General features: G+C 71.8%; 19 protein-coding genes. 15 read left to right on the forward strand and 4 right to left on the reverse strand.

Annotated elements, in window-relative coordinates:
- Nucleotides 1–162: 162 nt before the first annotated feature.
- On the reverse strand, nucleotides 163–1,374 hold the full coding sequence (locus HNR23_RS24115; protein WP_184079006.1) for a sensor histidine kinase: 1,212 nt from the start codon (nucleotides 1,372–1,374) through the stop codon (nucleotides 163–165).
- Nucleotide 1,375: 1 nt separating this feature from the next.
- Nucleotides 1,376–2,032, reverse strand: coding sequence for a response regulator transcription factor (locus tag HNR23_RS24120; protein WP_184079007.1), 657 nt, complete (start codon nucleotides 2,030–2,032; stop codon nucleotides 1,376–1,378).
- A 252-nt stretch (nucleotides 2,033–2,284) separates the two neighbouring features.
- On the opposite strand from HNR23_RS24120, the gene HNR23_RS24125 reads away from it, so the two are divergent.
- The 10 genes from HNR23_RS24125 (at nucleotide 2,285) to HNR23_RS24170 (ending at nucleotide 12,829) form a co-directional block, all read left to right on the forward strand.
- Nucleotides 2,285–2,803, forward strand: a complete 519-nt coding sequence (locus tag HNR23_RS24125; RefSeq protein ID WP_184079008.1) for a hypothetical protein — start codon at nucleotides 2,285–2,287, stop codon at nucleotides 2,801–2,803.
- Nucleotides 2,800–3,951: a peptidoglycan-binding protein gene (locus HNR23_RS24130; RefSeq protein ID WP_184079009.1), complete on the forward strand. Its 1,152-nt coding sequence runs from the start codon at nucleotides 2,800–2,802 to the stop codon at nucleotides 3,949–3,951. Before HNR23_RS24125 ends, HNR23_RS24130 begins: the two co-directional genes overlap by 4 nt.
- Nucleotides 3,948–4,781, forward strand: coding sequence for an ABC transporter ATP-binding protein (locus tag HNR23_RS24135; protein WP_394353804.1), 834 nt, complete (start codon nucleotides 3,948–3,950; stop codon nucleotides 4,779–4,781). Before HNR23_RS24130 ends, HNR23_RS24135 begins: the two co-directional genes overlap by 4 nt.
- Entirely contained in the window at nucleotides 4,768–6,033 is a 1,266-nt protein-coding gene (locus HNR23_RS24140) for an ABC transporter permease (RefSeq protein ID WP_184079010.1), read from the forward strand. The genes HNR23_RS24135 and HNR23_RS24140 overlap by 14 nt, the downstream gene beginning before the upstream one ends.
- 332 nt (nucleotides 6,034–6,365) lie before the next feature.
- Nucleotides 6,366–6,587 (forward strand): heavy-metal-associated domain-containing protein, encoded by a 222-nt coding sequence (locus HNR23_RS24145; protein WP_184079012.1) that lies wholly within the window; start codon nucleotides 6,366–6,368, stop codon nucleotides 6,585–6,587.
- The gene (locus HNR23_RS24150; protein WP_184079014.1) at nucleotides 6,584–7,519 is read left to right on the forward strand and encodes a hypothetical protein; all 936 of its coding nucleotides are present in this window, start codon (nucleotides 6,584–6,586) and stop codon (nucleotides 7,517–7,519) included. The genes HNR23_RS24145 and HNR23_RS24150 overlap by 4 nt, the downstream gene beginning before the upstream one ends.
- A gap of 62 nt (nucleotides 7,520–7,581) precedes the next feature.
- Nucleotides 7,582–9,924: a heavy metal translocating P-type ATPase gene (locus tag HNR23_RS24155; RefSeq protein ID WP_184079016.1), complete on the forward strand. Its 2,343-nt coding sequence runs from the start codon at nucleotides 7,582–7,584 to the stop codon at nucleotides 9,922–9,924.
- 181 nt (nucleotides 9,925–10,105) lie between these two features.
- Nucleotides 10,106–10,528 carry a hypothetical protein gene (locus HNR23_RS24160; protein WP_184079018.1) on the forward strand — a complete coding sequence of 141 codons (423 nt, stop codon included), beginning with the start codon at nucleotides 10,106–10,108 and terminating at the stop codon, nucleotides 10,526–10,528.
- Entirely contained in the window at nucleotides 10,525–10,839 is a 315-nt protein-coding gene (locus tag HNR23_RS24165) for a winged helix-turn-helix domain-containing protein (RefSeq protein ID WP_184079020.1), read from the forward strand. The genes HNR23_RS24160 and HNR23_RS24165 overlap by 4 nt, the downstream gene beginning before the upstream one ends.
- A 268-nt stretch (nucleotides 10,840–11,107) precedes the next feature.
- Nucleotides 11,108–12,829 carry a serine/threonine-protein kinase gene (locus HNR23_RS24170; RefSeq protein WP_184079029.1) on the forward strand — a complete coding sequence of 574 codons (1,722 nt, stop codon included), beginning with the start codon at nucleotides 11,108–11,110 and terminating at the stop codon, nucleotides 12,827–12,829.
- A 25-nt stretch (nucleotides 12,830–12,854) separates the two neighbouring features.
- On the opposite strand, the gene HNR23_RS24175 is transcribed toward HNR23_RS24170, so the two are convergent.
- Together HNR23_RS24175 and HNR23_RS24180 are read right to left on the reverse strand one after the other, a co-directional pair.
- Nucleotides 12,855–13,631: an adenosylcobinamide amidohydrolase gene (locus HNR23_RS24175; RefSeq protein ID WP_394353805.1), complete on the reverse strand. Its 777-nt coding sequence runs from the start codon at nucleotides 13,629–13,631 to the stop codon at nucleotides 12,855–12,857.
- 121 nt (nucleotides 13,632–13,752) lie between these two features.
- Nucleotides 13,753–14,907, reverse strand: a complete 1,155-nt coding sequence (locus HNR23_RS24180; RefSeq protein ID WP_184079031.1) for an acyl-CoA dehydrogenase family protein — start codon at nucleotides 14,905–14,907, stop codon at nucleotides 13,753–13,755.
- A gap of 223 nt (nucleotides 14,908–15,130) precedes the next feature.
- Between HNR23_RS24180 and HNR23_RS24185 the strand changes: the two genes are divergently transcribed.
- The 5 genes from HNR23_RS24185 (at nucleotide 15,131) to HNR23_RS24205 (ending at nucleotide 20,428) form a co-directional block, all read left to right on the forward strand.
- Complete coding sequence (locus tag HNR23_RS24185) at nucleotides 15,131–15,835, forward strand: TetR/AcrR family transcriptional regulator (protein WP_184080811.1); 705 nt, start codon at nucleotides 15,131–15,133, stop codon at nucleotides 15,833–15,835.
- Between the two features lie 45 nt (nucleotides 15,836–15,880).
- The gene (locus HNR23_RS24190) at nucleotides 15,881–16,312 is read left to right on the forward strand and encodes a hypothetical protein (protein WP_184079033.1); all 432 of its coding nucleotides are present in this window, start codon (nucleotides 15,881–15,883) and stop codon (nucleotides 16,310–16,312) included.
- A gap of 134 nt (nucleotides 16,313–16,446) precedes the next feature.
- A complete protein-coding gene (locus HNR23_RS24195) occupies nucleotides 16,447–16,881 on the forward strand; it encodes a MerR family transcriptional regulator (RefSeq protein WP_246421848.1) in 435 nt (144 codons plus the stop codon).
- A gap of 17 nt (nucleotides 16,882–16,898) precedes the next feature.
- Nucleotides 16,899–18,503, forward strand: a complete 1,605-nt coding sequence (locus HNR23_RS24200) for a peptide chain release factor 3 (RefSeq protein ID WP_184080815.1) — start codon at nucleotides 16,899–16,901, stop codon at nucleotides 18,501–18,503.
- A gap of 626 nt (nucleotides 18,504–19,129) precedes the next feature.
- Entirely contained in the window at nucleotides 19,130–20,428 is a 1,299-nt protein-coding gene (locus tag HNR23_RS24205; protein ID WP_184079040.1) for a citrate synthase, read from the forward strand.
- Nucleotides 20,429–20,653 lie beyond the last annotated feature (225 nt).

Consider the following 20,653-nt stretch of genomic DNA (forward strand, 5'->3'; position numbering starts at 1 on the left):
GGCGCGTGCCAATCGGGTTCACCCCCGGGACCTGTGCGGTCACCGGAGAGATTCGGGCGTATGGGGATGAACGGCGCCCGTCTCCTCCCCGACATCACTCGATAATGCGGGGATTATCGCGATTGGTCGACCACGCTCCGCGTGCGGGTTCCAGACAGGGTGTTAGGGGTTTTCGTCATCGTCCAGCAGCGGCAGCCGCACGGTGGCGACCAGACCGCCGCCCGGCCGCGGGGCGGCGTCGGCGCGGCCTCCGTGCGCCGCCGCGATCGACCGGACGATGGACAGCCCCAGCCCGCTGCCGCCGTCCCGGTCGTGCAGCCGGTCGCGGTCGCCCCGGTGGAACGGCTCGAACAGCCGATCGGCGTCGCCGACCCCGTCCCCGGTGTTGGCCACCCGGATGACCGCCGCGCCGCCGTCCTCCCCCACCTCGACGCACACGTGCCCGCCGCGGTGGTTGTACCGGACCGCGTTGTCGACGAGGTTGACGACCAGCTGCTCCAGCAGCACCTCGTCGCCGTCGACGACCGCCGGGCGCAGCGTCGGCCGCAGCTCCACGCCGGCCGCCGATGCAGCCCGGGCCTGGGTGCCCAGCGCGCGCCGTGCGGCGTCGGCCACGTCGACGGGCTCGGGATCGGCCAGCCCCCGGTCGGAGCGGGCGAGCAGCAGCAGCCCGGAGATCAGCCGCTCACTGCGGTCGGCCGATTCCAGGACGCGTTCCATCGCGGGCCGCAGGTCCGCGGGCACCCGGCCCTGGTCCAGTGCCACCTCGACGGCCGCGCGCTGGGCGGCCATCGGCGTTCGCAGCTCGTGCGAGGCGTTGGCGACGAACCGGCGCTGGCTCTCGAACGCGGACTGCAGCCGCTCCAGCATCCCGTTGAAGGTCGATCCGAGCTCGCGGAACTCGTCGGCCGGACCCGACAGCGCCAGGCGGCGTCCCAGATCGTGCTCGGAGAGCCGCCGCGCCGTCTCGGTGACCTCGTGCAGCCGCCGCAGCGGGCGCCCCGCGACGAACCACCCGGCCAGCGCCGCCAGGACGGTGACGGCGACCAGGCCGGCGCCCGAGCGCAGCAGCAGGTCCGACAGCACACCGGTCTGGTAGCCCTCGATGGCCTGGGCGGGTCGGGCGTGGACGGTGGCCCCGGGAACGGCGGGCGCCGGAGCGGCGGGAAGCGTGTCGCGGGGAACCGCCGTCGCCCAGTCCGTCGCCTCCACGAGGAGGACATCGCCCCGGTCGGCCAGGCTCGCCGAAACGATGGCGTAGTTGAGCGCGAGCAGCAGCACCCCGCCCACCAGGAACACCGCCGTGTAGATCAGGGCGAGTTTGGTGCGGACGGTCAGCGGCCTGCGCAGGCGGGCGAGAAGCGCGTCGGGCATGTCAGATCCGGTATCCGTGTCCGGGGACGGTTTCGATCAGCGGCGGGTCGCCGAGCTTGCGGCGCAGCCGGTGCACCACCACCTTCAGCACCCCGCTGAACGGGTCCAGGTGCTCGTCCCAGACCTTCTCGGTGAGGTGCGTGGCGGTGACGGGCGCGCCGTCGGCGCGCAGCAGCTCCTCCAGCACACCCAGCTCCTTGGCGGTCAGGGTGAGTACGCGGCCGTCGCGCTCGGCCGTGCGGCGCAGCGGATCCACGCGCACACCCCGCCGTTCCAGGGTGGGCGGCGGGGCCGGGCGCGAGCGGCGGGCCAGCGCGTGCACGCGGGCGACCAGCTCCCGGTAAGCGAAGGGCTTGGCCAGGTAGTCGTCGGCGCCGAGGGCGAGCCCGTGCACGCGGTCGTCGACCTCCCCGGCCGCTGTGAGCATCAGCACACGCGCGCCGGCGTCCGGGTCGGCGGCGATGCGCCGGCACACCTCGTCGCCGTGCAGCCGGGGCAGGTCGCGGTCGAGCACGATCACGTCGTAGCCGTGCACCGCCGCCATCTCCGACCCGGTCGCGCCGTCGGCGGCGACGTCCACGGCCATGCCCTCGCCGCGCAGCCCCTCGGCGATGGTCGCGGCGAGCGAGGGCTCATCCTCGACGACCAGAACGCGCATCCTCCGCTGCCCCCCAATGCGAACGGTGGTCCGGCCCCCGGCGGGGGCCGCGCGGATATCCGTATCGCGGACCCGGTTACACCATGGTTACCTCATCGGTCACCTCACCTGCCCCTCTCGCTCTCGGATCACCGCAGGTCAGACACGTAACCCCGGGGTAACCGGGCGGCTGCTGGCATGTCCGGGTGCGGTCGCCACCGGGGCGGCCGCGGCAACCGGCATCGACCGGAACGACGTGTCGAGGGAGATGACATGAGCTACGGCAAGCCGATGCTCGGAATCGCGGCGCTCGCGGGGGCCCTGCTCCTGGGCGGGTGCGCGCAGCTGGGGTTCGGGGACGACGCGCCCGACACCTCCGAGGACTCCGCCTCGGGCAGCGCGGGAGGGGGCACCGAGGCCGACGGCGTGAAGTTCGCCCAGTGCATGCGGGACAACGGGGTGGACGTGCCCGACCCGAAGGGGGACGGGATGATGCCGGCCCTGCCGGTCGAGGGCGACGACGAGGACGCCGTCAAGAACGCCCTGGAGAAGTGCGAGGACCTGATGCCCATGCCGGAGGACGACCGCCCCGAGGAGGAGATCTTCCAGGACAACCTGGAGATGGCCAAGTGCCTGCGGGAGAACGGCATCGACGTCGAGGACCCGAAGAAGGGCGAGGGGCTCGCCATCGACCTCGGCGGCGGCGACGAGAAGAAGATGGAAGAGGCCATGAAGGCCTGCGGCGAGATGACCGGCGGCGGGCCGAGCATCACCCGGGGGGACGGCGAGTGAGCGTCGCGACCCGCGCGGCGGACGTCACCGACGACGGGCCGCCCGAGGAGGAGCCGGCGCCCCGGCGCAGCCGCCGCCTCAAGGTCACCGTCGCCACCCTGGTCCTGCTCACGGTGGCGGCCCTGGCCGCGATGGGCGCGGTGCTGGTGTGGGGCGGGCCCGAGGACGGCGCGGACACCGGGTCGACGCCGCCCACGGCCACCACCCAGGTCCAGCGCACCACGCTCCAGGAGCGCAAGAGCGTCGACGGGAAGCTCGGGTATGCGGGCCGCGGGTCGGTGGTCTCCGGCGCCGAGGGCGTCGTGACCTGGCTGCCGAAGCAGGGGGCCGTGATCGACCCGGGCGGCAGGCTGTACGAGGTCGACGGCAGGCCGGTCATCCTGCTGCGCGGCGACAAGCCGGCCTTCCGCACGCTCGCCGTCGGCGACAAGGGCGAGGACGTGCGCCGGTTCGAGCAGGCGCTCAGCGAGCTCGGCTACGGCGGCTTCACCGTCGACGACGAGTACACCGCGCTGACCGCCTATGCCGTCAAGCAGTGGCAGAAGGACGTCGGACTGCCGCAGAGCGGCGAGGTCGACCCCGCCCACGTCTGGTTCGCCGCGGACTCGGTGCGGGTCTCCGGCAAGGACGTCAAGGTCGGGGAGCGCACCTCGCCCTCCGCGCCGGTCATGTCCACGACGTCGGACGAGCGCGTGGTCGACGTGCCGCTGAAGGTGGAGGACCGCGACCTGGTCGACAAGGGCGACGAGGTCGAGGTGGAACTGCCCGGCGGCGAAACGGCCACCGGCACGGTCACATCGGTCGGCTCGGTGGCCAAGGAGGAGAAGTCCGACGACGGCGGACCCGACAGCGGGGGCGGCGGCACCGTGGTCGACGTCGTCGTCGAGCTCGACGACGTGCCCGAGGGCGCGTTCTTCGACAGTGCGCCGGTCAAGGTACGGCTGGTCAGCGAGAGCGTGGAGGACGTCCTCGCGGTCCCCGTCGGCGCGCTCATCGCGCTTCCGGGTGGCGGCTACGGCGTCTCCGTGGTCGGCGAGGACGGCCGGGTCACCGACGTCGGGGTCACGACCGGAAAGTTCGCCGACGGCCAGGTCGAGATCTCCGGCACGGGGATCGAGGAGGGCACCGAGGTGGTGGTCCCCGAATGAGCGACGCGATGCGAGCCCTGGTCGACCTGTCCACCCCGGCCCCCGCGGCCGAACTGGTCGGCGTGTCCCGCGCGTACCCCGGGGGCGTGCGCGCACTGGACGGCGTCTCCTTCCGCATCGAGCGGGGAGAGCTGCTCGGCATCGTCGGCCCGTCCGGCTCGGGCAAGTCCACCCTGCTCAACCTGCTGGGCATGCTGGACGCGCCGAGCGGTGGGACCGTGCGGATCGCCGGGTACGACACGGCCGACCTGGACGACGACGGGACATCGGCGCTGCGTGCGCGTGCCGTCGGATTCGTCTTCCAGCAGTTCCACCTGGCGGCGGGCGTCACCGCACTGGACAACGTCGCCGACGGGCTGCTCTACACCGGCACGCCGTTGCGGCGCCGGCGCGAGCACGCCGAGGCCGCGCTGCGCAGGGTGGGGCTGGGCGACAGGCTGCACCACCGTCCGCACGAACTGTCCGGCGGGCAGAAGCAGCGGGTGGCCATCGCCCGCGCGATCGTCGGTGACCCGCGACTGGTCCTCGCCGACGAGCCCACCGGTGCGCTCGACTCGGCGTCGGGGGAGGCCGTGGTCGAGCTGCTGCGGGAGCTCAACGCGGCGGGGGCGACGGTCGTGATCATCACCCATGACATGGAGCTGGCGGAGCGGCTGCCCCGCCGGATCCGCGTGCGCGACGGGCGCATCGTCGCCGACGAGCGCTCGGAACGCGAACCGGTGCGCGAACCGGAGTGGGACGCGGCCGCCGTCGAATCCCGCCCGCCGGTCTCCGGGCCGGCCGGGGCGCCCCCCGGACCCGGCAGCGGGGGCCGTCATGCCCTGGGGTAGGTGGCGGGCCGACGGCGCCACCGGGCGGCCGCCGCGGCCCCGGCGCCGGCGCCGCACCGGCCCCCGCCCGGCCCGGCTCTCGCCCGCCGACCTGCTGCGCACCGGCGCGAGCGGGCTGCGCACCCGCCCCGTGCGGGTGGTGCTCTCGGCCCTGGGCATCGCGATCGGCATCGCGGCCATGGTCGCCGTCGTCGGCATCTCGTCGTCGAGCCGGGCGGCGCTCGACGCGCAGCTGGCGAGCCTGGGCACCAACCTCATCACGGCCGCGCCGGGCGACTCGCTGTTCGGGGGGTCGGCGAAGCTGCCGGAGCAGGCGGCGGGCAGTGCGGGGCGGATCGACGGTGTGGAGCGCGTCTCGCAGGTCGCGGAGGTGAAGGACGCCTCCGTCTACCGCAGCGACCGCATCCCCAAGGCCGAGTCCGGCGGCATCACGGTCTACGGCGCCGACCTCGACCTGCCCGGGACACTGCGGGCCGACGTGCGGGCGGGGGAGTGGCTGAACGAGGCGACCTCCGAATACCCCGCGGTGGTACTCGGCAGCAAGGCCGCCGAGCGGCTGGGGATCACCGGCATCGGGCCCGACACCCGGGTACTCATCGGCGACGAGTACTTCAGTGTCGTGGGCGTCCTCGACCCGGTCGCGCTGGCGCCCGAGATCGACACCGCCGCGCTGATCGGCTGGGACGCCGCGGCCGACCGCTTCGGCATGGACGGGCACCCGACCGGGGTGTACGTGCGCGCCGACCCGGAGCGGGTCGCCGACGTGCGTGACCTGCTGGCGGCGGCGGTCAACCCGGAGAAGCCGTTCGAGGTCAAGGTGTCGCGGCCCTCCGACGCGCTTCAGGCCCAGGACGCCGCGGATCAGGCCTTCACCGGACTGCTGCTGGGCCTGGGCGGGGTGGCGCTGCTGGTCGGCGGTGTGGGCGTGGCCAACACGATGGTCATCTCGGTGCTGGAGCGCCGGGGCGAGATCGGGCTGCGCCGCGCACTGGGGGCGACGCGGCGGCAGATCCGCGGCCAGTTCCTGGTGGAGGCCATGGTGCTGTCGGCGCTCGGCGGGTTCGCGGGCGCCGTGCTGGGGGCGCTGGTGACCTCGGGGTATGCGGTGTCGCAGGGGTGGTTGATCGCGATCCCGCCCTGGGCCCTGGTGGGGGGCGTCCTGGCGACGATCGCCATCGGCGCGCTGGCCGGACTCCTGCCCGCCATGCGTGCGGCCCGCCTGGCCCCGACCGCGGCACTCGGGTCGGGGTAGCGGGCCGGACCGGTCCAGGACGCGAGGGGTGGTGCGCCGGTGGTGCGCACCACCCTTTTCGATGATCTCGGAGATATTGGGGTGATACCGGCGAGTATCACCCCAATATCTCCGAGATCAACGGGGGTCCGGCGGCATCGTCGGTGAAAGGTCGGAGTTCAGGGGCGGATGTCGTGGAGAAGGGGGAAAGTCCACTCTTGGCATACCCCTAGGGGGTATGGTACGAATGGACCGTCGCGCCGGGCGGCTCCGAACCCGAACCCGCCCTCCGTTCGCGACGTACACGTGTCAGGGGCCGAATCAGCGGTCCCACCCACAGCAAGGAGGCCGAAATGGCGGCGAAGACCACCACCGTGTACGAGGTCGACGGCATGACCTGCGGTCACTGCGTCGGATCGGTCACCACGGCGGTCGGTGCGGTGGCCGGGGTGGCCGACGTCGAGGTCGACCTGCCCACAGGTCGCGTCACGGTCGGCAGCGACGGTCCCGTCGACGACGCGCTCGTCCGCGCCGCCGTCGAGGAGGCCGGATACGCGGTCAAGGCGAGCCGATGAACGTCCCCGCGAAGCTCGGAATCTACGGCCTGGGCCTGGTGTTGGCCTTCGGCGGGGCGTTGGGGGTCGGCCGCCTGGTCGGGCCCATCACCACCGCCGACGCCCAGGAGGAGGGCGCGCACGGCCACGCGGCCGAGGTGCCCTCGTCCGGTGCCCCGAACATCCCCCAGGGCCTGCAGGTCTCCGAGGGCGGCTACACCCTGGACCTGCTCGCCGCACCGGAGGAGGCCGGCGCGGAGGCCCCGCTGTCCTTCCGCATCACCGGGCCGGACGGCGAGGCGGTCACCGACTTCGCCGTCGAGCACGACAAGCCGATGCACGTCATCCTGGTCGGACGCGACCTCGACGGGTACCGGCACCTGCACCCCGAGATGCGCGGAGACGGGGTGTGGACCGCACCGGTCGAGCCGGATACCCCCGGCCCCTATCGGCTGTTCGCCGACTTCGTCCCCGAGGGGGAGAAGACGGGCCGGGTCCTCGGAGTCGACATGGCCGTCCCGGGCGACTACCGGCCGGGTCCGCTGCCCGAGCCCGCCGCCACAGCGGAGGTCGACGGCTACGAGGTCGCACTGGACGGACAGCCCGCCGCAGGGGAGTCGAGCGAACTCACCTTCACGGTCACCGAGGACGGCGACCCCGTCACCGACCTTGAGCCCTACCTCGGTTCCTACGGCCACCTGGTGGCGCTGCGCGACGGCGACCTCGCCTTCGCGCACGTCCACCCCGCGGGCGAACCCGGCGACGGAGCGACCGAACCCGGCCCCGAGATCACGTTCGCGACCCGGCTGCCCTCACCCGGCGCCTACCGGCTCTACCTTGACTTCCAGCACGACGGCGCCGTCCATACCGCCGAGTTCACCGTGGCGGCGGGCGGCACCGAGGGCACGTTCGGAACCGGCGGTGGAAGCGGGGGCGGGCACGACGGGCACTGACGCCCGATCCCAGGTCAGGACGTATCCACCCCCCATACACTCACCGGAGGAGGTCTGAAGACATGGACGGCGGAATCCCCGACCTCGAACGCGCGGATGGCCGGATCGAACTCGCCATCAGCGGCATGACCTGCGCATCCTGCGCGAACCGGGTCGAGAAGCGGCTGAACAAGATGGACGGCGTGACCGCCTCCGTCAACTACGCCACCGAGAAGGCCAAGGTCGAGTTCGCCGACGGCGTCACCGTCGACGACCTCATCGCCCAGGTGGAGAAGGCCGGGTACACGGCCACACCGCCGCCGCCCCCCGCTCCCGAGGGCGCCGACGACGCCGGGAGCGGCGGTACCCGGGCGGAGGACGCCGAGGCGGCCGCGGTGCACGCGCTGTTCCACCGCACGGCCGTCAGCCTCCTGCTGGCCGCCCCGGTGATCGCGATGGCGATGGTCCCCGCGCTCCAGTTCACCTACTGGCAGTGGGCGTCCCTGGTGCTGACCGCGCCGGTGGTGGTGTGGGGCGGCTACCCGTTCCACAAGGCCGCGTGGAAGAACCTCAAGCTCGGCACGGCCACCATGGACACGCTGGTGTCGATGGGCACCATCGCGGCACTCCTGTGGTCGGTCTACGCGCTGTTCCTCGGTAGTGCCGGGACGCCCGGCATGGTCCACCCCTTCGAGTTCACCATCGCCCGCGGCGACGGCATGGCCAACATCTACCTCGAAGTCGCCGCCGGTGTCACCGCGTTCATCCTGCTCGGCCGGTACTTCGAGGTCCGCTCCAAGCGGCGGGCCGGGGCCGCGCTGCGCGCCCTGCTCGAACTCGGGGCCAAGGACGTCGCGATCCTGCGCGACGGGCGCGAGGAGAGGGTGCCCGTCGACCGGCTGGCCGTGGGCGACCGGTTCGTCATCCGCCCCGGCGAGAAGATCGCCACCGACGGCGTCGTGGAGGAGGGCACCTCCGCGATCGACATGAGCATGCTGACCGGCGAGTCCGTTCCGGTCGAGGTGGGGCCGGGCTCCAACATCGCCGGGGCCACCGTCAACGCCGGCGGGCGCCTCGTCGTCCGCGCCACCCGCGTGGGCTCCGACACCCAGCTCGCCCAGATGGCGAAGCTGGTGGAGGACGCGCAGAACGGCAAGGCGGCCATCCAGCGGCTGGCCGACCGCATCTCCGGCGTGTTCGTCCCGATCGTCATCGTGCTCGCCGCCGCCACCCTCGGCTTCTGGCTGGGGACGGGCGGGTCGCCCGACGTGGCCTTCACCGCGGCGGTGGCGGTGCTCATCATCGCCTGCCCGTGCGCTCTCGGGCTGGCCACCCCGACCGCGCTGCTCGTCGGCACCGGGCGCGGCGCCCAGATGGGCATCCTCATCAAGGGGCCGGAGGTGCTGGAGAGCACACGTCGCGTCGACACCATCGTCCTCGACAAGACCGGCACCGTGACCAGCGGAAAGATGACGCTGACCACGGTGGTGGCCGCCGAGGGCACCGACGAGGCCGAGGTGCTGCGCCTGGCCGGGGCTCTGGAGAACGCCTCGGAGCACCCCATCGCCCAGGCCATCGCCAGGGGCGCCGCACAGCGCACCGGCGACCTGCGGCCGGTCGCGGACTTCCGCAACATCGAGGGGCGGGGTGTGCGGGGCGTCGTGGACGGCCGTGACGTGACCGTCGGCCGTACCTCGCTGCTGGCCGAGCACGGCATGGAGGTGCCGACCGACCTGCTGGAGCGGGCCGCGCGAGCGGCCGAGGCGGGGACGACGGTCGCGGTCGGCTGGGACGGGCAGGCCCGCGCGATGATCGTGGTGGCGGACGCCGTCAAGCCCACCAGCGCCCAGGCCATCCGCCGGTTCCGCGACCTGGGACTGACGCCGATCCTGCTCACCGGTGACCAGGCGGAGGTCGCCGAGGCCGTCGCCGCCGACGTCGGCATCGAGCAGGTCATCGCCGAGGTCATGCCGGAGGACAAGGTCGAGGTGGTCCGGCGGCTGCAGGCGGAGGGCAAGGCGGTCGCGATGGTCGGCGACGGCGTCAACGACGCCGCGGCCCTCGCCCAGGCCGACCTGGGCCTGGCCATGGGCACGGGGACCGACGTCGCCATCGAGGCGGGCGACCTGACCCTGGTCCGCGGCGACCTGCGGGTGGCGGCGGACGCGATCCGCCTGTCGCGCCGGACGCTGAGCACGATCAAGGGGAACCTGTTCTGGGCCTTCGCCTACAACGTGTCGGCGCTGCCCCTGGCGGCGGCGGGCCTGCTCAACCCGATGATCGCGGGCGCGGCGATGGCGTTCTCCAGCGTCTTCGTCGTCAGCAACAGCCTCCGCCTCCGCCGGTTCAAGCCCCTGGCAGGCAACGAGTCCGAGGCGACCGCGCCACCGGCCGCGACCGACCGGAAACAACTGACCCCGGCCTGACCACCTACCCGAAGGGGGCGGACCGCAGCATCACTGCGGCCCGCCCCCTTCGTTGATCTCGGAGATATCGGGGTCGAAATCGCCGGTGAAACCCCGATATCTCCGAGATCAACGAAGGCGCTGGTGCTCATCTACTTTAAGGATGCTAAAGTGCATTGCATCGTCGAAAGGTGATCAGGGCATGGGAAGCATTCAGCAGGAGGCCAAGGCGGCGCTGGCGGAGGCCGAGCGGATGCGGGAGCGGTCGAGCAAGGCCGTGCGGTGGTTCAGCCGTTACCTCGTGGGGGCGGGCATCCTGATGATCGGCGTGGTCGTGGGGCTGGAGGCGCTGTTTCCCGACAGCCCGGGGCGCTACTTGGTGCTCGGTGTGTGGGGCGCCATGGTGGGGGCTTCTGGCTCGTGGTGGGATCGCCGGGCGGCGGTCCCCTTGCGAGCGAAGCGTCGGTTGTTCATCGCAACGGGGGCCTGGCTGGTCCTCTATGCCTGGCTGCTAGGGCCGCTGGTGCGCTGGCAGTTCGGTGAGTCGCTGCTCCCGTGGACCGTTGCGGGCGCGCTCATGGCGACCCCGTTCTTCGTCGCGGCGTTCTGGAAGGTGCGCGCATGAGCCATCCGCGTCACGAGCTCGACCAGGTCGTCCACTCTCCGGTGCGGTTCTCGATCATGGCCGCGCTGTCCCCGCTCGACCGTGCCGAGTTCCGGATGCTGCGCGACACCGTGGAGGTCAGCGACTCCGCCCTGTCGCAGCACCTCACCACCCTCGAACAGGCCGACTACATCATCGTGACCAAGGCTCAGAAGGGGAGGCGCACCACGACGTGGGTCTCGCTCACGCCGACGGGCCGCGAGGCGTTCCGGCACCACCTGCAGACGCTGAACCGGATCGCGCAGCAGCCCGCAGCCGGTGACGCGGAGTGAGTGTCGGACAAGTCCGGCGCGTGAGTCATGGGACTCGGACGGTTTCGGTCAGGACGGGTGTGCAGGATTACCGACCGATCCACCAGGGTGTGGTTTCGCGGCGTATCCCCAGTTCAATCGGGGTAGGGGTGCCTTCGGGCCAGTCACCTCCCGCCTGGTCAGAGGGGGTTCGTGTCGCTCGTGGTAGCTCGCGTGCTTCTAGACTCGCGTAGGTGACGGTCCGGTTCTCGCGGACGTCCTCTCCCCGACGATCGAGGAACCCTCAAGGATGAGCACCGAGCATTCTGAGCCGGGACGACTGCTCGCCGGCCGCTACCGGCTGACCGAGACCATCGGTGAAGGCGGTATGGGCCGTGTCTGGCAGGGCACGGACGAGCTGCTGGACCGCCCGGTCGCGATCAAGGAACTGAGCATCCCCCCGCACCTCCCGCAGCAGGAGGTCGACGTTCTGCGTACGCGGATGCTGCGCGAGGCCCGGAGCGCCGCCCGCCTGGCGCACCCGTCCATCATCACCGTCTTCGACGTCGTCGAGGAGGACGAGCGCCCGTGGATCGTCATGGAGCTGGTTCGCGGTGACTCGCTGAGCGGCCTGCTCAAGAAGGAGGGCACCCTCCCGCCCGAGCGCGTGGCCAAGATCGGCCTGCAGATGCTCGCCGCGCTCGCCGTCGCGCACGAACGCGGCATCGTGCACCGCGACATCAAGCCGGGCAACGTCCTGATCGCCCGCGGCGACCGCGCCGTCCTCACCGACTTCGGCATCGCCCGGCTCGAAGGCACGACCGCCCTCACCAGCACCGGGCTGCTCATCGGCTCGCCCGCCTACCTCGCCCCGGAGCAGGCGCACGGCAAGCCCGCCTCGTCGGCCACCGACATGTGGTCGCTCGGCGTGACCCTGTACCAGGCGCTGGAGGGGCAGTCGCCGTTCCAGAGACCCACCTCGATGGCGACACTCACCGCCATCGTGACCGAGGAGGTGCCGCCGGCCGAGCACGCCGGGCCGCTGGTGCCCCTGCTCGAAGGGCTCCTGGCCAAGGAGCCGGAGCACCGCATGGCGGTCCGCGAGGCCGCCTCCCTGCTGCAGAAACTCGTGTCCGAGGGGGAGAAGAAGGCGACCTGGACGGCCGGAGCCGCTGCGGGGGCGGCCCCGACCGCCTCCGGCCCCTCCTCCTCTCCCTCGCCCTCCGCCGCCGACGAAGCTCCGGCCCGTACCGGCACCGCGGCCGAAGAGCAGCCGGTCGGCGCCATGGCCGCCGAGCGCCCGGTGGACATCCCGCCCGGCCCCGGACCCGGCGGTGGCACTCCCGGCCGCTCTCCACGCGCACTGGTCACAGCCGTTGCGGGGGCGCTCGCGCTCGTCCTCGTCATCGGACTGGGCGCATACTTCGGTCTGCGCTCACTGCCGGGTGGCGACCCGGCCGCCGGCGGTGAGCCCGGAGAGACCGGCCAACCCGCCCCGACCGCCGGGGCGGACACCGACGGCACCGGAACGGGCGACGAGGACTCCGACTCCGACTCCGACGACGACTCCGAGGACGGCGACGCCGACCTGCCGGAGATGGAGACCTACACCGACAGCACGGGCTACTCCGTGGATGTCCCCACGGCCTGGAACATGGAGCGGGAGAGCGGGTCCCGGGTGAAGTTCCGCTTCCCGGACCGCGGCTACCTGCAGATCGACCACGTCGGCAGCTCGGACGACGCCGAGGACTACCTGCACCGTCAGCAGGGTGCGTACGCCGGCAGCTTCGACGGCTTCGGCAACCGTTCGTCGGTCACGAGCCTTGACGCCGACTGGACCGGTGACTACCGGAGCGCGGCCCAGTGGGAGTTCACCTTCGGCGGCTCCGGCTACACCCGCAACTGCGTCAGCCGCGGCTTCTTCACCGAGAACGAGGGCTACACCATCCTGCTGGTCTCCAAGCCCGAGGACTTCGACCAGAACGTCGCGATCCTGGACGCCATCTCCACGTCCTTCGAACCGGCTTCCTGACCGGCGCACACGACGGCCCCGAGCCTCACAGGCCGCGGGCCGTCGTGGTCCGCCGCGCGTCTCGGAGCGCGCCGGTGCGGACGGCGGCGTGGACCGCGCGCGCGATCCGGGCGCCCCACCGCGAGCGCGGGCCGCCGAACGACGCGGGCGGTTCCGTGCCGGTTTCGCTCCGGACCGCCAGGCAGATCGCGTCGGACGCCGTCCCGGTACAGGCGAATCCGGCTTCCATGACCGCCTGGACCTTGGCCTCGGTGGCGGTGGAGAGGGCGTTGACCAGAGCGGCATCGGAGAGTGGGACGGGGACCGCGACGATGATGTTGATCGTGCCCGGCCTGATCGATTCGGTGCCGCCTGCCGCTCGGGCATGCCCCAGCCGGGCCTCGTCCAGGTCGCTCGGCGCGGCGGCCCAGGTGGGGCGGCCGATGCCGACCGTCGCGACCGCTTCCACCCCGCCGTCGGCCGCGAAGGCGGCGTTCGTGACGTCGGCGGCCGTCATCAGGCCGACCCCGTGGCCCCGGAGCCCCGCGGCCCTCGCGATCTCGGCGAGGTGGTCCCGCGGGTCGGTGCGCCGGTACCCGCCAGGGACCTGTGCGTTGACGACATAGGACCGCGAACCCAGACCACCGCCCAGGACACCCGACGACAGCATCCGCCACCCCGGGCCGGCGTCCCACACCAGAGCTGGCAGACGGTGGCCGCCTTCCCGCCGGTGGACGAGCGATGTATCCAGGAGCCGCCTGTCGGGAAGGTCGGGAAGGTCGGGAAGACCGGCCCGGTCGGTGAAGATGTCGCCCACGTGCACCCGAGAACTCTAGACGGACACCGTCCCGCCCCGGCCCCCGCCCCACGGCAAGCGGGAGTGGGGGCCGGGGCGGCGTCGACGGTGACCGACGGAGGCCGGGGACGGCGCGCGGGCCGACCGGCTACTTGAGCAGCTGGCGGGCCATCACCAGGCGCTGGATCTGGTTCGTGCCTTCATAGATCTGGGTGATCTTCGCGTCACGCATCATGCGCTCCAGGGGGAAGTCCTTGACGTAGCCGGCGCCGCCCAGGAGCTGGACCGCGTCCGTGGTGATCTCCATGGCCGCGTCGGAGGCGTAGCACTTGGCGGCGGCGCCGAAGAAGGAGAGGTCGGCGTCGCCCCGCTCGGACTTGGCGGCGGCGACGTAGACCATCTGGCGGGCCGTCTCCAGCTTCATCGCCATGTCGGCGAGCATGAACTGGATGCCCTGGAACTCGGCGATCGCCTTGCCGAACTGCTTGCGCTCCTTGACGTAGGCGACCGCGTGGTCGAGTGCGCCCTGGGCGATGCCGATGGCCTGCGCGCCGATCGTCACACGGGTGTGGTCCAGGGTCCGCAGCGCGATCTTCAGGCCCTCGCCGACCTCGCCCACCAGCCGGTCGCCGGGGATGCGCATGTCGTCGAAGAACAGCTCGCGCGTGGGCGACCCCTTGATGCCGAGCTTCTTCTCCGGCTCGCCGAGGGTGAAGCCGGCATCGTCGTCGTGCACCACGAACGCGCTGATGTTCCGGCCGCGGGGGCCGTCCGGGTCGGTCACCGCCATGACCGTGTAGTACGTGCTGACGCCCGCGTTGGTGATCCACGACTTCTGCCCGTTGAGGATCCAGTCGTCGCCGTCGCGCTTGGCCTGGGTCCGCATGCTCGCGGTGTCGGAGCCGGCCTCCCGCTCGGACAGGCCGTAGGAGAACATCGCCTCGCCGCGCGCGACCGGCGTCAGGTAGCGCTGCTTGACGTCCTCGGAGGCGCCGAGGATGAGCGGCATCGTCCCCAGCTTGTTGACGGCCGGGATGAGCGACGAGCTGGCACAGGCGCGCGCCACCTCCTCGATGATGATGCAGGTCGCCAGCGCGTCGGCGCCGACGCCGTCGTAGGCCTCGGGGATGTGCGCGGCGTGGAAGTCGGTGGCCAGCAGGGCGTCGTAGGCGGCCTGTGGGAACGCGCTGTGGGTGTCGACCTCCTCGGCGTGCGGGGCGATCTTGTCCTCGGAGACGGCGCGGACGGCCGCGCGCAGTTCCTCGTGCTCTTCGCTCGTCTTGAACAGGTCGAAGTCGCTCATCGGCTCCCGAGCCTCCCTTGTGGCACTACGTGCCTCATCCTGGCATCCAGTGTCACAATACGGGGTGAACGGAGATTCCGCACCCGTCCGTCGGCTAGGTTCGGCGCGAGCGGCACCGAACACGGTGGGCGCGGAGATCACCACGGGCGTGGGGGAGGAGCGGCGCGTGGCGCAGCCGGATCGGCCGGGCACGGAGCCGGCGAAGGGGGGCGGCCGCGGCGGCATGCCCGCCCGCCACGATGTGGTGGTCGCCGCCGTGCGCCTTTTCGAGTCCGAGGGCTACGAGGCGACGACGATGGACGACATCGCGGTCGCATCGGGGGTGAGCCGCCGGACCCTGTTCCGCCACTTCGGCTCCAAGGAGGACATCCTCTTCTCCGGCCACGACGAGCTCTTCGCGACCGTGGCCCGCCACCTGCGGTCCGCGCCCGACGACGACCCCGTTTCGACCGTCCGCGCCGCTGCCCGCATGGTCTTCCAGGGGTATGTGTCCACCCCGGAGATCACCGTCCCCCGCTTCCGCCTGGTGCGCGCCGTCCCTCGGCTGCGCGACCGCGAGATCGCCATGACCGCCCGCTACCAGGCCGCGTTCAGCCGCTACCTGGCGCGGGGTGAGACCGAGGGGGTGCGGGTGCTCGCGGGCGAGGCGCTGGCGGCCTCCGTCATCGCCGCGCACAACCATGTGCTGCGCTCGTGGCTGCGCGACCCGCAGCGCCCGGTCCCCTGGGCGCGGTTCGACCAGGCGATGGACTTCGTGGCCCGCGCCCTCGGCGCGGCCCTGCGCAGGCCGGAGACTCCCGGCGGGGCCGCCGAGTCCGCCGAGTCCGCCGAGTCCGTTCTGGTCGCCGTCTACCCGTCCTCCCTGGGCGGTGAGGACGTCCTGCGCCGCGTCCGCGCGGCGCTGGAACCCGAGGATCCGGACGCCTGAACCGGATGCCTGAGAGCGCCGTGTCCGTCCCGCTACGCTGGCGATATGGCCCACCGGCACCCGATGAAGCTGAACGCGGAACACGTGACGCACAGCGAAGCGCGCCGCCTCCTCCGGGCTGAACTGGCCAACTGCGGCGAGTGCAGAGTCGTGCTCGACCGCTCGGCCCTGCGGGACCTCGAACCCGACGGGGTCTTCGACTCCCTCCTCCACGGATTCCTGGGCAAGCGGTCCGAGCAGTGGCGCACGCGCCATTCCCGCTACCCCGTGACCCTCTACGGCCTGGCCCCGCCTCCCGAGGCGCGCTTCCTCAACCTGCCGACACAGGAGGTGGCCCGCCTGTGCGTGATCGAGGGCCGGGCGGGTGACAGATTCGACACCGGGGCCGCACTGGGGGAACTGCGCACCCTGTCCGACGGCGACCGCGCGCTGGTGCTCGGCGACGTCGTGGACGGGATCCTCGAAGACGAGGGTTGAGGAGGGGCCCGGGGCACGCCCTCACCGCGCACCCGCGACGCGCGCATAGGCTGGTCCGATGCGGTGCCGAACACGGCCGGCACCCGCGGATCCCGACTCCCGCGTTAGGGTGGATCTCCTTGGAAGGGGCGGCGATGTCGCAGCCGGCTGCTCACATGCAGATCGGTGAGGTGGCCGAGCGGACGGACCTGTCCCTGCGGACCATCCGCTACTACGGCGAGGTGGGGCTGGTCGTCCCATCGGCGCGCTCCCGCGGCGGCTTCCGGCTCTACACCGAGGCCGACGTCGGGCGGCTGCTCCTCGTCAAGCGGATGAAGCTGCTGGAATTCAGCGTTGAGGACATGGGCGAGCTGCTGTCCCTGCTCGACCGCCTCGCCGAGGGGGCCGAAGCCGAGGCCGAGCACGCCGCCCTCCTCCACCGCCTGGCCGGGTTCGAGTCGGTCGTGGAGGAGCGGCGCGCCGCACTCCGCAGGCGCCTGTCGGTCGCGGAGGAGTTCGGCGGCCTGCTGCGCGACCAGCGCCGCCCATTCGAAACCCAACCTGCGAGCGAGGAGACGGAACGCCGGTGAGCGTGACAGCGGACAATATGACCCAGCACAGCGGCCAGACCGCGGCCGAGGCCGGGCGGCGCCGGACCTTCGCGGTGATCTCGCACCCGGACGCCGGCAAGTCCACGCTCACCGAAGCGCTGGCGCTGCACGCGGCGGCGATCTCCTCGGCGGGCGCGGTGCACGGCAAGGGCGACCGGCGCGGCGTCACCTCCGACTGGATGGAGATGGAGCAGGCGCGCGGGATCTCGATCACCTCGGCCGCCCTGCGCATCGACTACGGCGACTGCGTGCTCAACCTCCTCGACACCCCCGGTCACGCGGACTTCTCCGAGGACACCTACCGGGTGCTGTCCGCCGTCGACTGCGCGATCATGCTGCTGGACTCGGCCAAGGGCCTGGAGCCGCAGACGCTGAAGCTGTTCGACGTGTGCCGGGCGCGCAGGATGCCGGTCATCACCTTCGTCAACAAGTGGGACCGGCCGGGCCGCGAGCCGCTCGAACTCCTCGACGAGATCGAGCAGCGCATCGGGCTGCGCCCGACCCCCATGAACTGGCCGGTGGGCATCGCCGGGGACTTCCGCGGCCTCATCGACCGGGCCAGCGGCGTCTACACCAAGATGCACCGCACCCCGGGCGGGGCGACCCGTGCCGTCGAGGAGGAGCTGACCGCCGAGCAGGCCGCCGAGGTCGAAGAGGAGACCTGGGTCCAGGCGAGCGAGGAGATCGAACTGCTGGAGGAGATCGGCGCGGGCTACGACGAGGAGTCCTTCCTCGCCGGAGAGTCCTCCCCGGTGCTGTTCGGCGCGGCGCTGCCCAACTTCGGGGTGTCGGCCCTGCTGGACACCCTGGTGTCGCTGGCGCCGCCCCCGGGCGACCTGCTGGACGCCAAGGGCGAGCCGCGCCCGGTCGGCGCGCTGTTCTCCGGACAGGTCTTCAAGATGCAGGCCAACATGGACAAGGCCCACCGCGACCGGATGGCCTTCGTCCGGGTGGCCTCCGGCCGCTTCGAGCGCGGGATGGTGCTGACCCATGCCGAGACCGGCCGCCCGTTCGCCACCAAGTACACCCAGGCGGTGTTCGGCAGCGAGCGCAGCACCATCGACACCGCCTACCCGGGCGACGTGATCGCGCTGATCAACGCCCAGGCGCTGAGCGTGGGCGACACCCTCTACGAAGGCCAGAAGGTCGTCTTCCCGCCCATCCCGAGTTTCGCCCCCGAGCACTTCGTGGTCGCCCGCGCCCTGGACTCGGGCCGCTACAAGCAGTTCCAGCGCGGCATCGCCCAGCTCGACAGCGAGGGCGTGGTGCAGGTGCTGACGTCGGACGTGCGCGGCGAGCAGGCGCCCGTGCTGGCGGCGGTCGGGCCGCTCCAGTTCGACGTCGTCAAGCACCGCATGGAGGAGGAGTTCCGGGCGCCGGTCGAGCTGTCGCACCTGGACTACTGCCTGGCCCGGCGGACCGACGCCGAGTCCGCGCCGACGCTGCACGGGCTGTCGGGCGCGGAGGTCATGAAGCGGCGCTCGGACGGCGAGCTGCTGATGCTCGTGCACAACAAGTGGCGCCTGCGCGTCATCGAGCGCGACCATCCGGACCTGACCATGGAGCCCCTGCTCGCCGGGGGCGTGGAAGAGCCCGCCTAGCGCGCGCTCCACGGTCGCGATGATCACGGCCCCGGGGGGCGGTTCCGACGGTTTCGTCCGGCCGAGGGCCACGGTCATCGCGGACCGGTGCGCCGGGGCCGACGCTCGCGATACTTCCTGGTGCCGTCGCGTTGGCAGCCCCGTTCGCCGGGGTACCAACCGAGGAGTAACGTGAGGACGCGCGGCCGCCACTTGGGTGGTCAGGGGGTTGACGCCGACCGCCGGACCACCGGGGACGGACCGCACCGAGTCGTCTGGTCGGCGGGCGGGAACGGTTGACAGGCGATCGCACGACGAGCCGTGTCCTGGGTATCCCTCTGGGGAGCCCGGGTGGCTCGACGGTGATCGGATCTGTGAACCGTTCCCGTCCGCGACCGTGCGCACGCGGTCACTACGCCTCTACCGGGGTGTGACAAATACGGCAAATATTTCTCGATTCGGCAATTCTCCGCCAGTTGACGCTGTGTCATGCGTCACCTGTTAGCCGGTTCGTGACAATTGTATGATTTCGTTAAACGCGGAGTTTATTAAAACCGAACATTGTCGACACCGAATACGAGGGGCCAGGCGCTACGGCCCTCCCGCACACCCGCGACCCCCGCAAGTCTGGAAAGGTTGGCTCGGCCATGAGCGATGACGGCAAAGAGCGCACGGTAGAGCTGCGGTACGACGGCGGCGAGCAGAAGCTGCCGCTGCTGACCGGCACCGAGGGCGACCAGGCCTTCGACGTGAAGACCCTGCTGGGGACGGCCGGGATGGTCACCCTCGACCCCGGGTTCGGCAACACCGCGTCGTGCCGGTCGGAGATCACCTACATCGACGGCGCCGCCGGGATCCTCCGCTACCGTGGCTACCCCATCCAGGAGCTGGCCACGGGCAGCTCCTTCCTGGAGGTGTGTTACCTCCTCATCAAGGGCCGACTTCCGGAAGCCGCCGAACTCAAGGAGTTCGCCGACGAGCTGCGCTCCAACACGGAGCTGCCCGAGGGCATGCCGGCCATGATCGACGCGTTCCCCCGCAACGCGCACCCGATGACACTCCTGGCCAGCGCCGTCAACACCCTCTCCGCGTTCTACGCCGACAGCGTCGACCCGCAGGACCCCGCGCAGGTCGACCTGGCCACCACCCGGCTGCTCGCCAAGCTGCCGACGATCGCCGCGCGCATCTACCGCAACTCCATCGGCGAGGCGCCGATCGCCCCGGACCCCTCCCTCGACTACGTCGAGAACTTCCTCAACATGACCTTCGGGTCGGCCAAGCCCGAGGGTGAGGTCGGGGAGCTCTTCGCCAAGGCGATGGACCTCCTGCTCATCCTGCACGCCGACCACGAGCAGAACTGCTCGACCGCGACCGTCCGCGTCGTCGGCTCCTCCCAGGCCGACCTCTACGGCAGCGTCTCCGCCGGCATCAACGCCCTCTTCGGCCCGCTGCACGGCGGCGCCAACCAGGCGGTGCTGGAGATGCTGGAGCAGATCCGCGACACCATGGGCGGCGACCTCGACGCGTTCCTCGCGCAGGTCAAGGACCGCGAGAGCAAGACCCGCCTGATGGGCTTCGGGCACCGCGTCTACAAGAACTTCGACCCGCGCAGCCGCGAGATCAAGGGCCTGGCCCGCCAGATCCTGGACCGCCAGGAGAGCCCGGACGAGCTGTTCGAGATGGCGCTGCAGCTGGAGGAGAAGGCGCTGGCCGACTCCTACTTCACCGACCGCAAGCTCTACCCGAACGTCGACTTCTACACCGGCGTCATCTACCGGGCGATGGGCTTCCCGACGTCCATGTTCACCGTGCTGTTCGCGATCGGCCGCCTGCCCGGGTGGATCGCCCACTGGCGCGAGCAGCTCAACGACCCGGCGACGCGCATCTCCCGCCCGCGCCAGCTCTACGTCGGTCCCGCGCAGCGCTCCTACCCCGGGCGCGCCTGACCCGAGGCGGCCTGCGGCACGCACCGGCCGGTCGACCGGGACCCTGCCTCGCGGTGACGGGGGCGCCCTCGGCGCTTCCCCGTCACCGCTTTCTTCATCCACATCCGGTCGCTTTGGGTGACTTTTTCCCTTCGGCTGGTGATCCTTCGGCCGTTCCCCGGGCACAAGCACCACCGTGTGGCCGCGCTCCGTCGATGCCGGCGAAGAGCACCGAACACCGCCGGT

The sequence above is a fragment of the Nocardiopsis mwathae genome, from assembly GCF_014201195.1.
Lineage (GTDB): Bacteria > Actinomycetota > Actinomycetes > Streptosporangiales > Streptosporangiaceae > Nocardiopsis_C > Nocardiopsis_C mwathae.

Coding starts and splice junctions, on each gene's coding strand:
- HNR23_RS24115 (WP_184079006.1), bottom strand. CDS start 1,374: ATGCCCGACGCGCTTCTCGCCCGCCTGCGCAGGCCGCTGACCGTCCGC.
- HNR23_RS24120 (WP_184079007.1), bottom strand. CDS start 2,032: ATGCGCGTTCTGGTCGTCGAGGATGAGCCCTCGCTCGCCGCGACCATC.
- HNR23_RS24125 (WP_184079008.1), top strand. CDS start 2,285: ATGAGCTACGGCAAGCCGATGCTCGGAATCGCGGCGCTCGCGGGGGCC.
- HNR23_RS24135 (WP_394353804.1), top strand. CDS start 3,948: ATGAGCGACGCGATGCGAGCCCTGGTCGACCTGTCCACCCCGGCCCCC.
- HNR23_RS24140 (WP_184079010.1), top strand. CDS start 4,768: ATGCCCTGGGGTAGGTGGCGGGCCGACGGCGCCACCGGGCGGCCGCCG.
- HNR23_RS24145 (WP_184079012.1), top strand. CDS start 6,366: ATGGCGGCGAAGACCACCACCGTGTACGAGGTCGACGGCATGACCTGC.
- HNR23_RS24150 (WP_184079014.1), top strand. CDS start 6,584: ATGAACGTCCCCGCGAAGCTCGGAATCTACGGCCTGGGCCTGGTGTTG.
- HNR23_RS24155 (WP_184079016.1), top strand. CDS start 7,582: ATGGACGGCGGAATCCCCGACCTCGAACGCGCGGATGGCCGGATCGAA.
- HNR23_RS24160 (WP_184079018.1), top strand. CDS start 10,106: ATGGGAAGCATTCAGCAGGAGGCCAAGGCGGCGCTGGCGGAGGCCGAG.
- HNR23_RS24165 (WP_184079020.1), top strand. CDS start 10,525: ATGAGCCATCCGCGTCACGAGCTCGACCAGGTCGTCCACTCTCCGGTG.
- HNR23_RS24170 (WP_184079029.1), top strand. CDS start 11,108: ATGAGCACCGAGCATTCTGAGCCGGGACGACTGCTCGCCGGCCGCTAC.
- HNR23_RS24180 (WP_184079031.1), bottom strand. CDS start 14,907: ATGAGCGACTTCGACCTGTTCAAGACGAGCGAAGAGCACGAGGAACTG.
- HNR23_RS24185 (WP_184080811.1), top strand. CDS start 15,131: ATGCCCGCCCGCCACGATGTGGTGGTCGCCGCCGTGCGCCTTTTCGAG.
- HNR23_RS24190 (WP_184079033.1), top strand. CDS start 15,881: ATGGCCCACCGGCACCCGATGAAGCTGAACGCGGAACACGTGACGCAC.
- HNR23_RS24195 (WP_246421848.1), top strand. CDS start 16,447: ATGTCGCAGCCGGCTGCTCACATGCAGATCGGTGAGGTGGCCGAGCGG.
- HNR23_RS24200 (WP_184080815.1), top strand. CDS start 16,899: ATGACCCAGCACAGCGGCCAGACCGCGGCCGAGGCCGGGCGGCGCCGG.
- HNR23_RS24205 (WP_184079040.1), top strand. CDS start 19,130: ATGAGCGATGACGGCAAAGAGCGCACGGTAGAGCTGCGGTACGACGGC.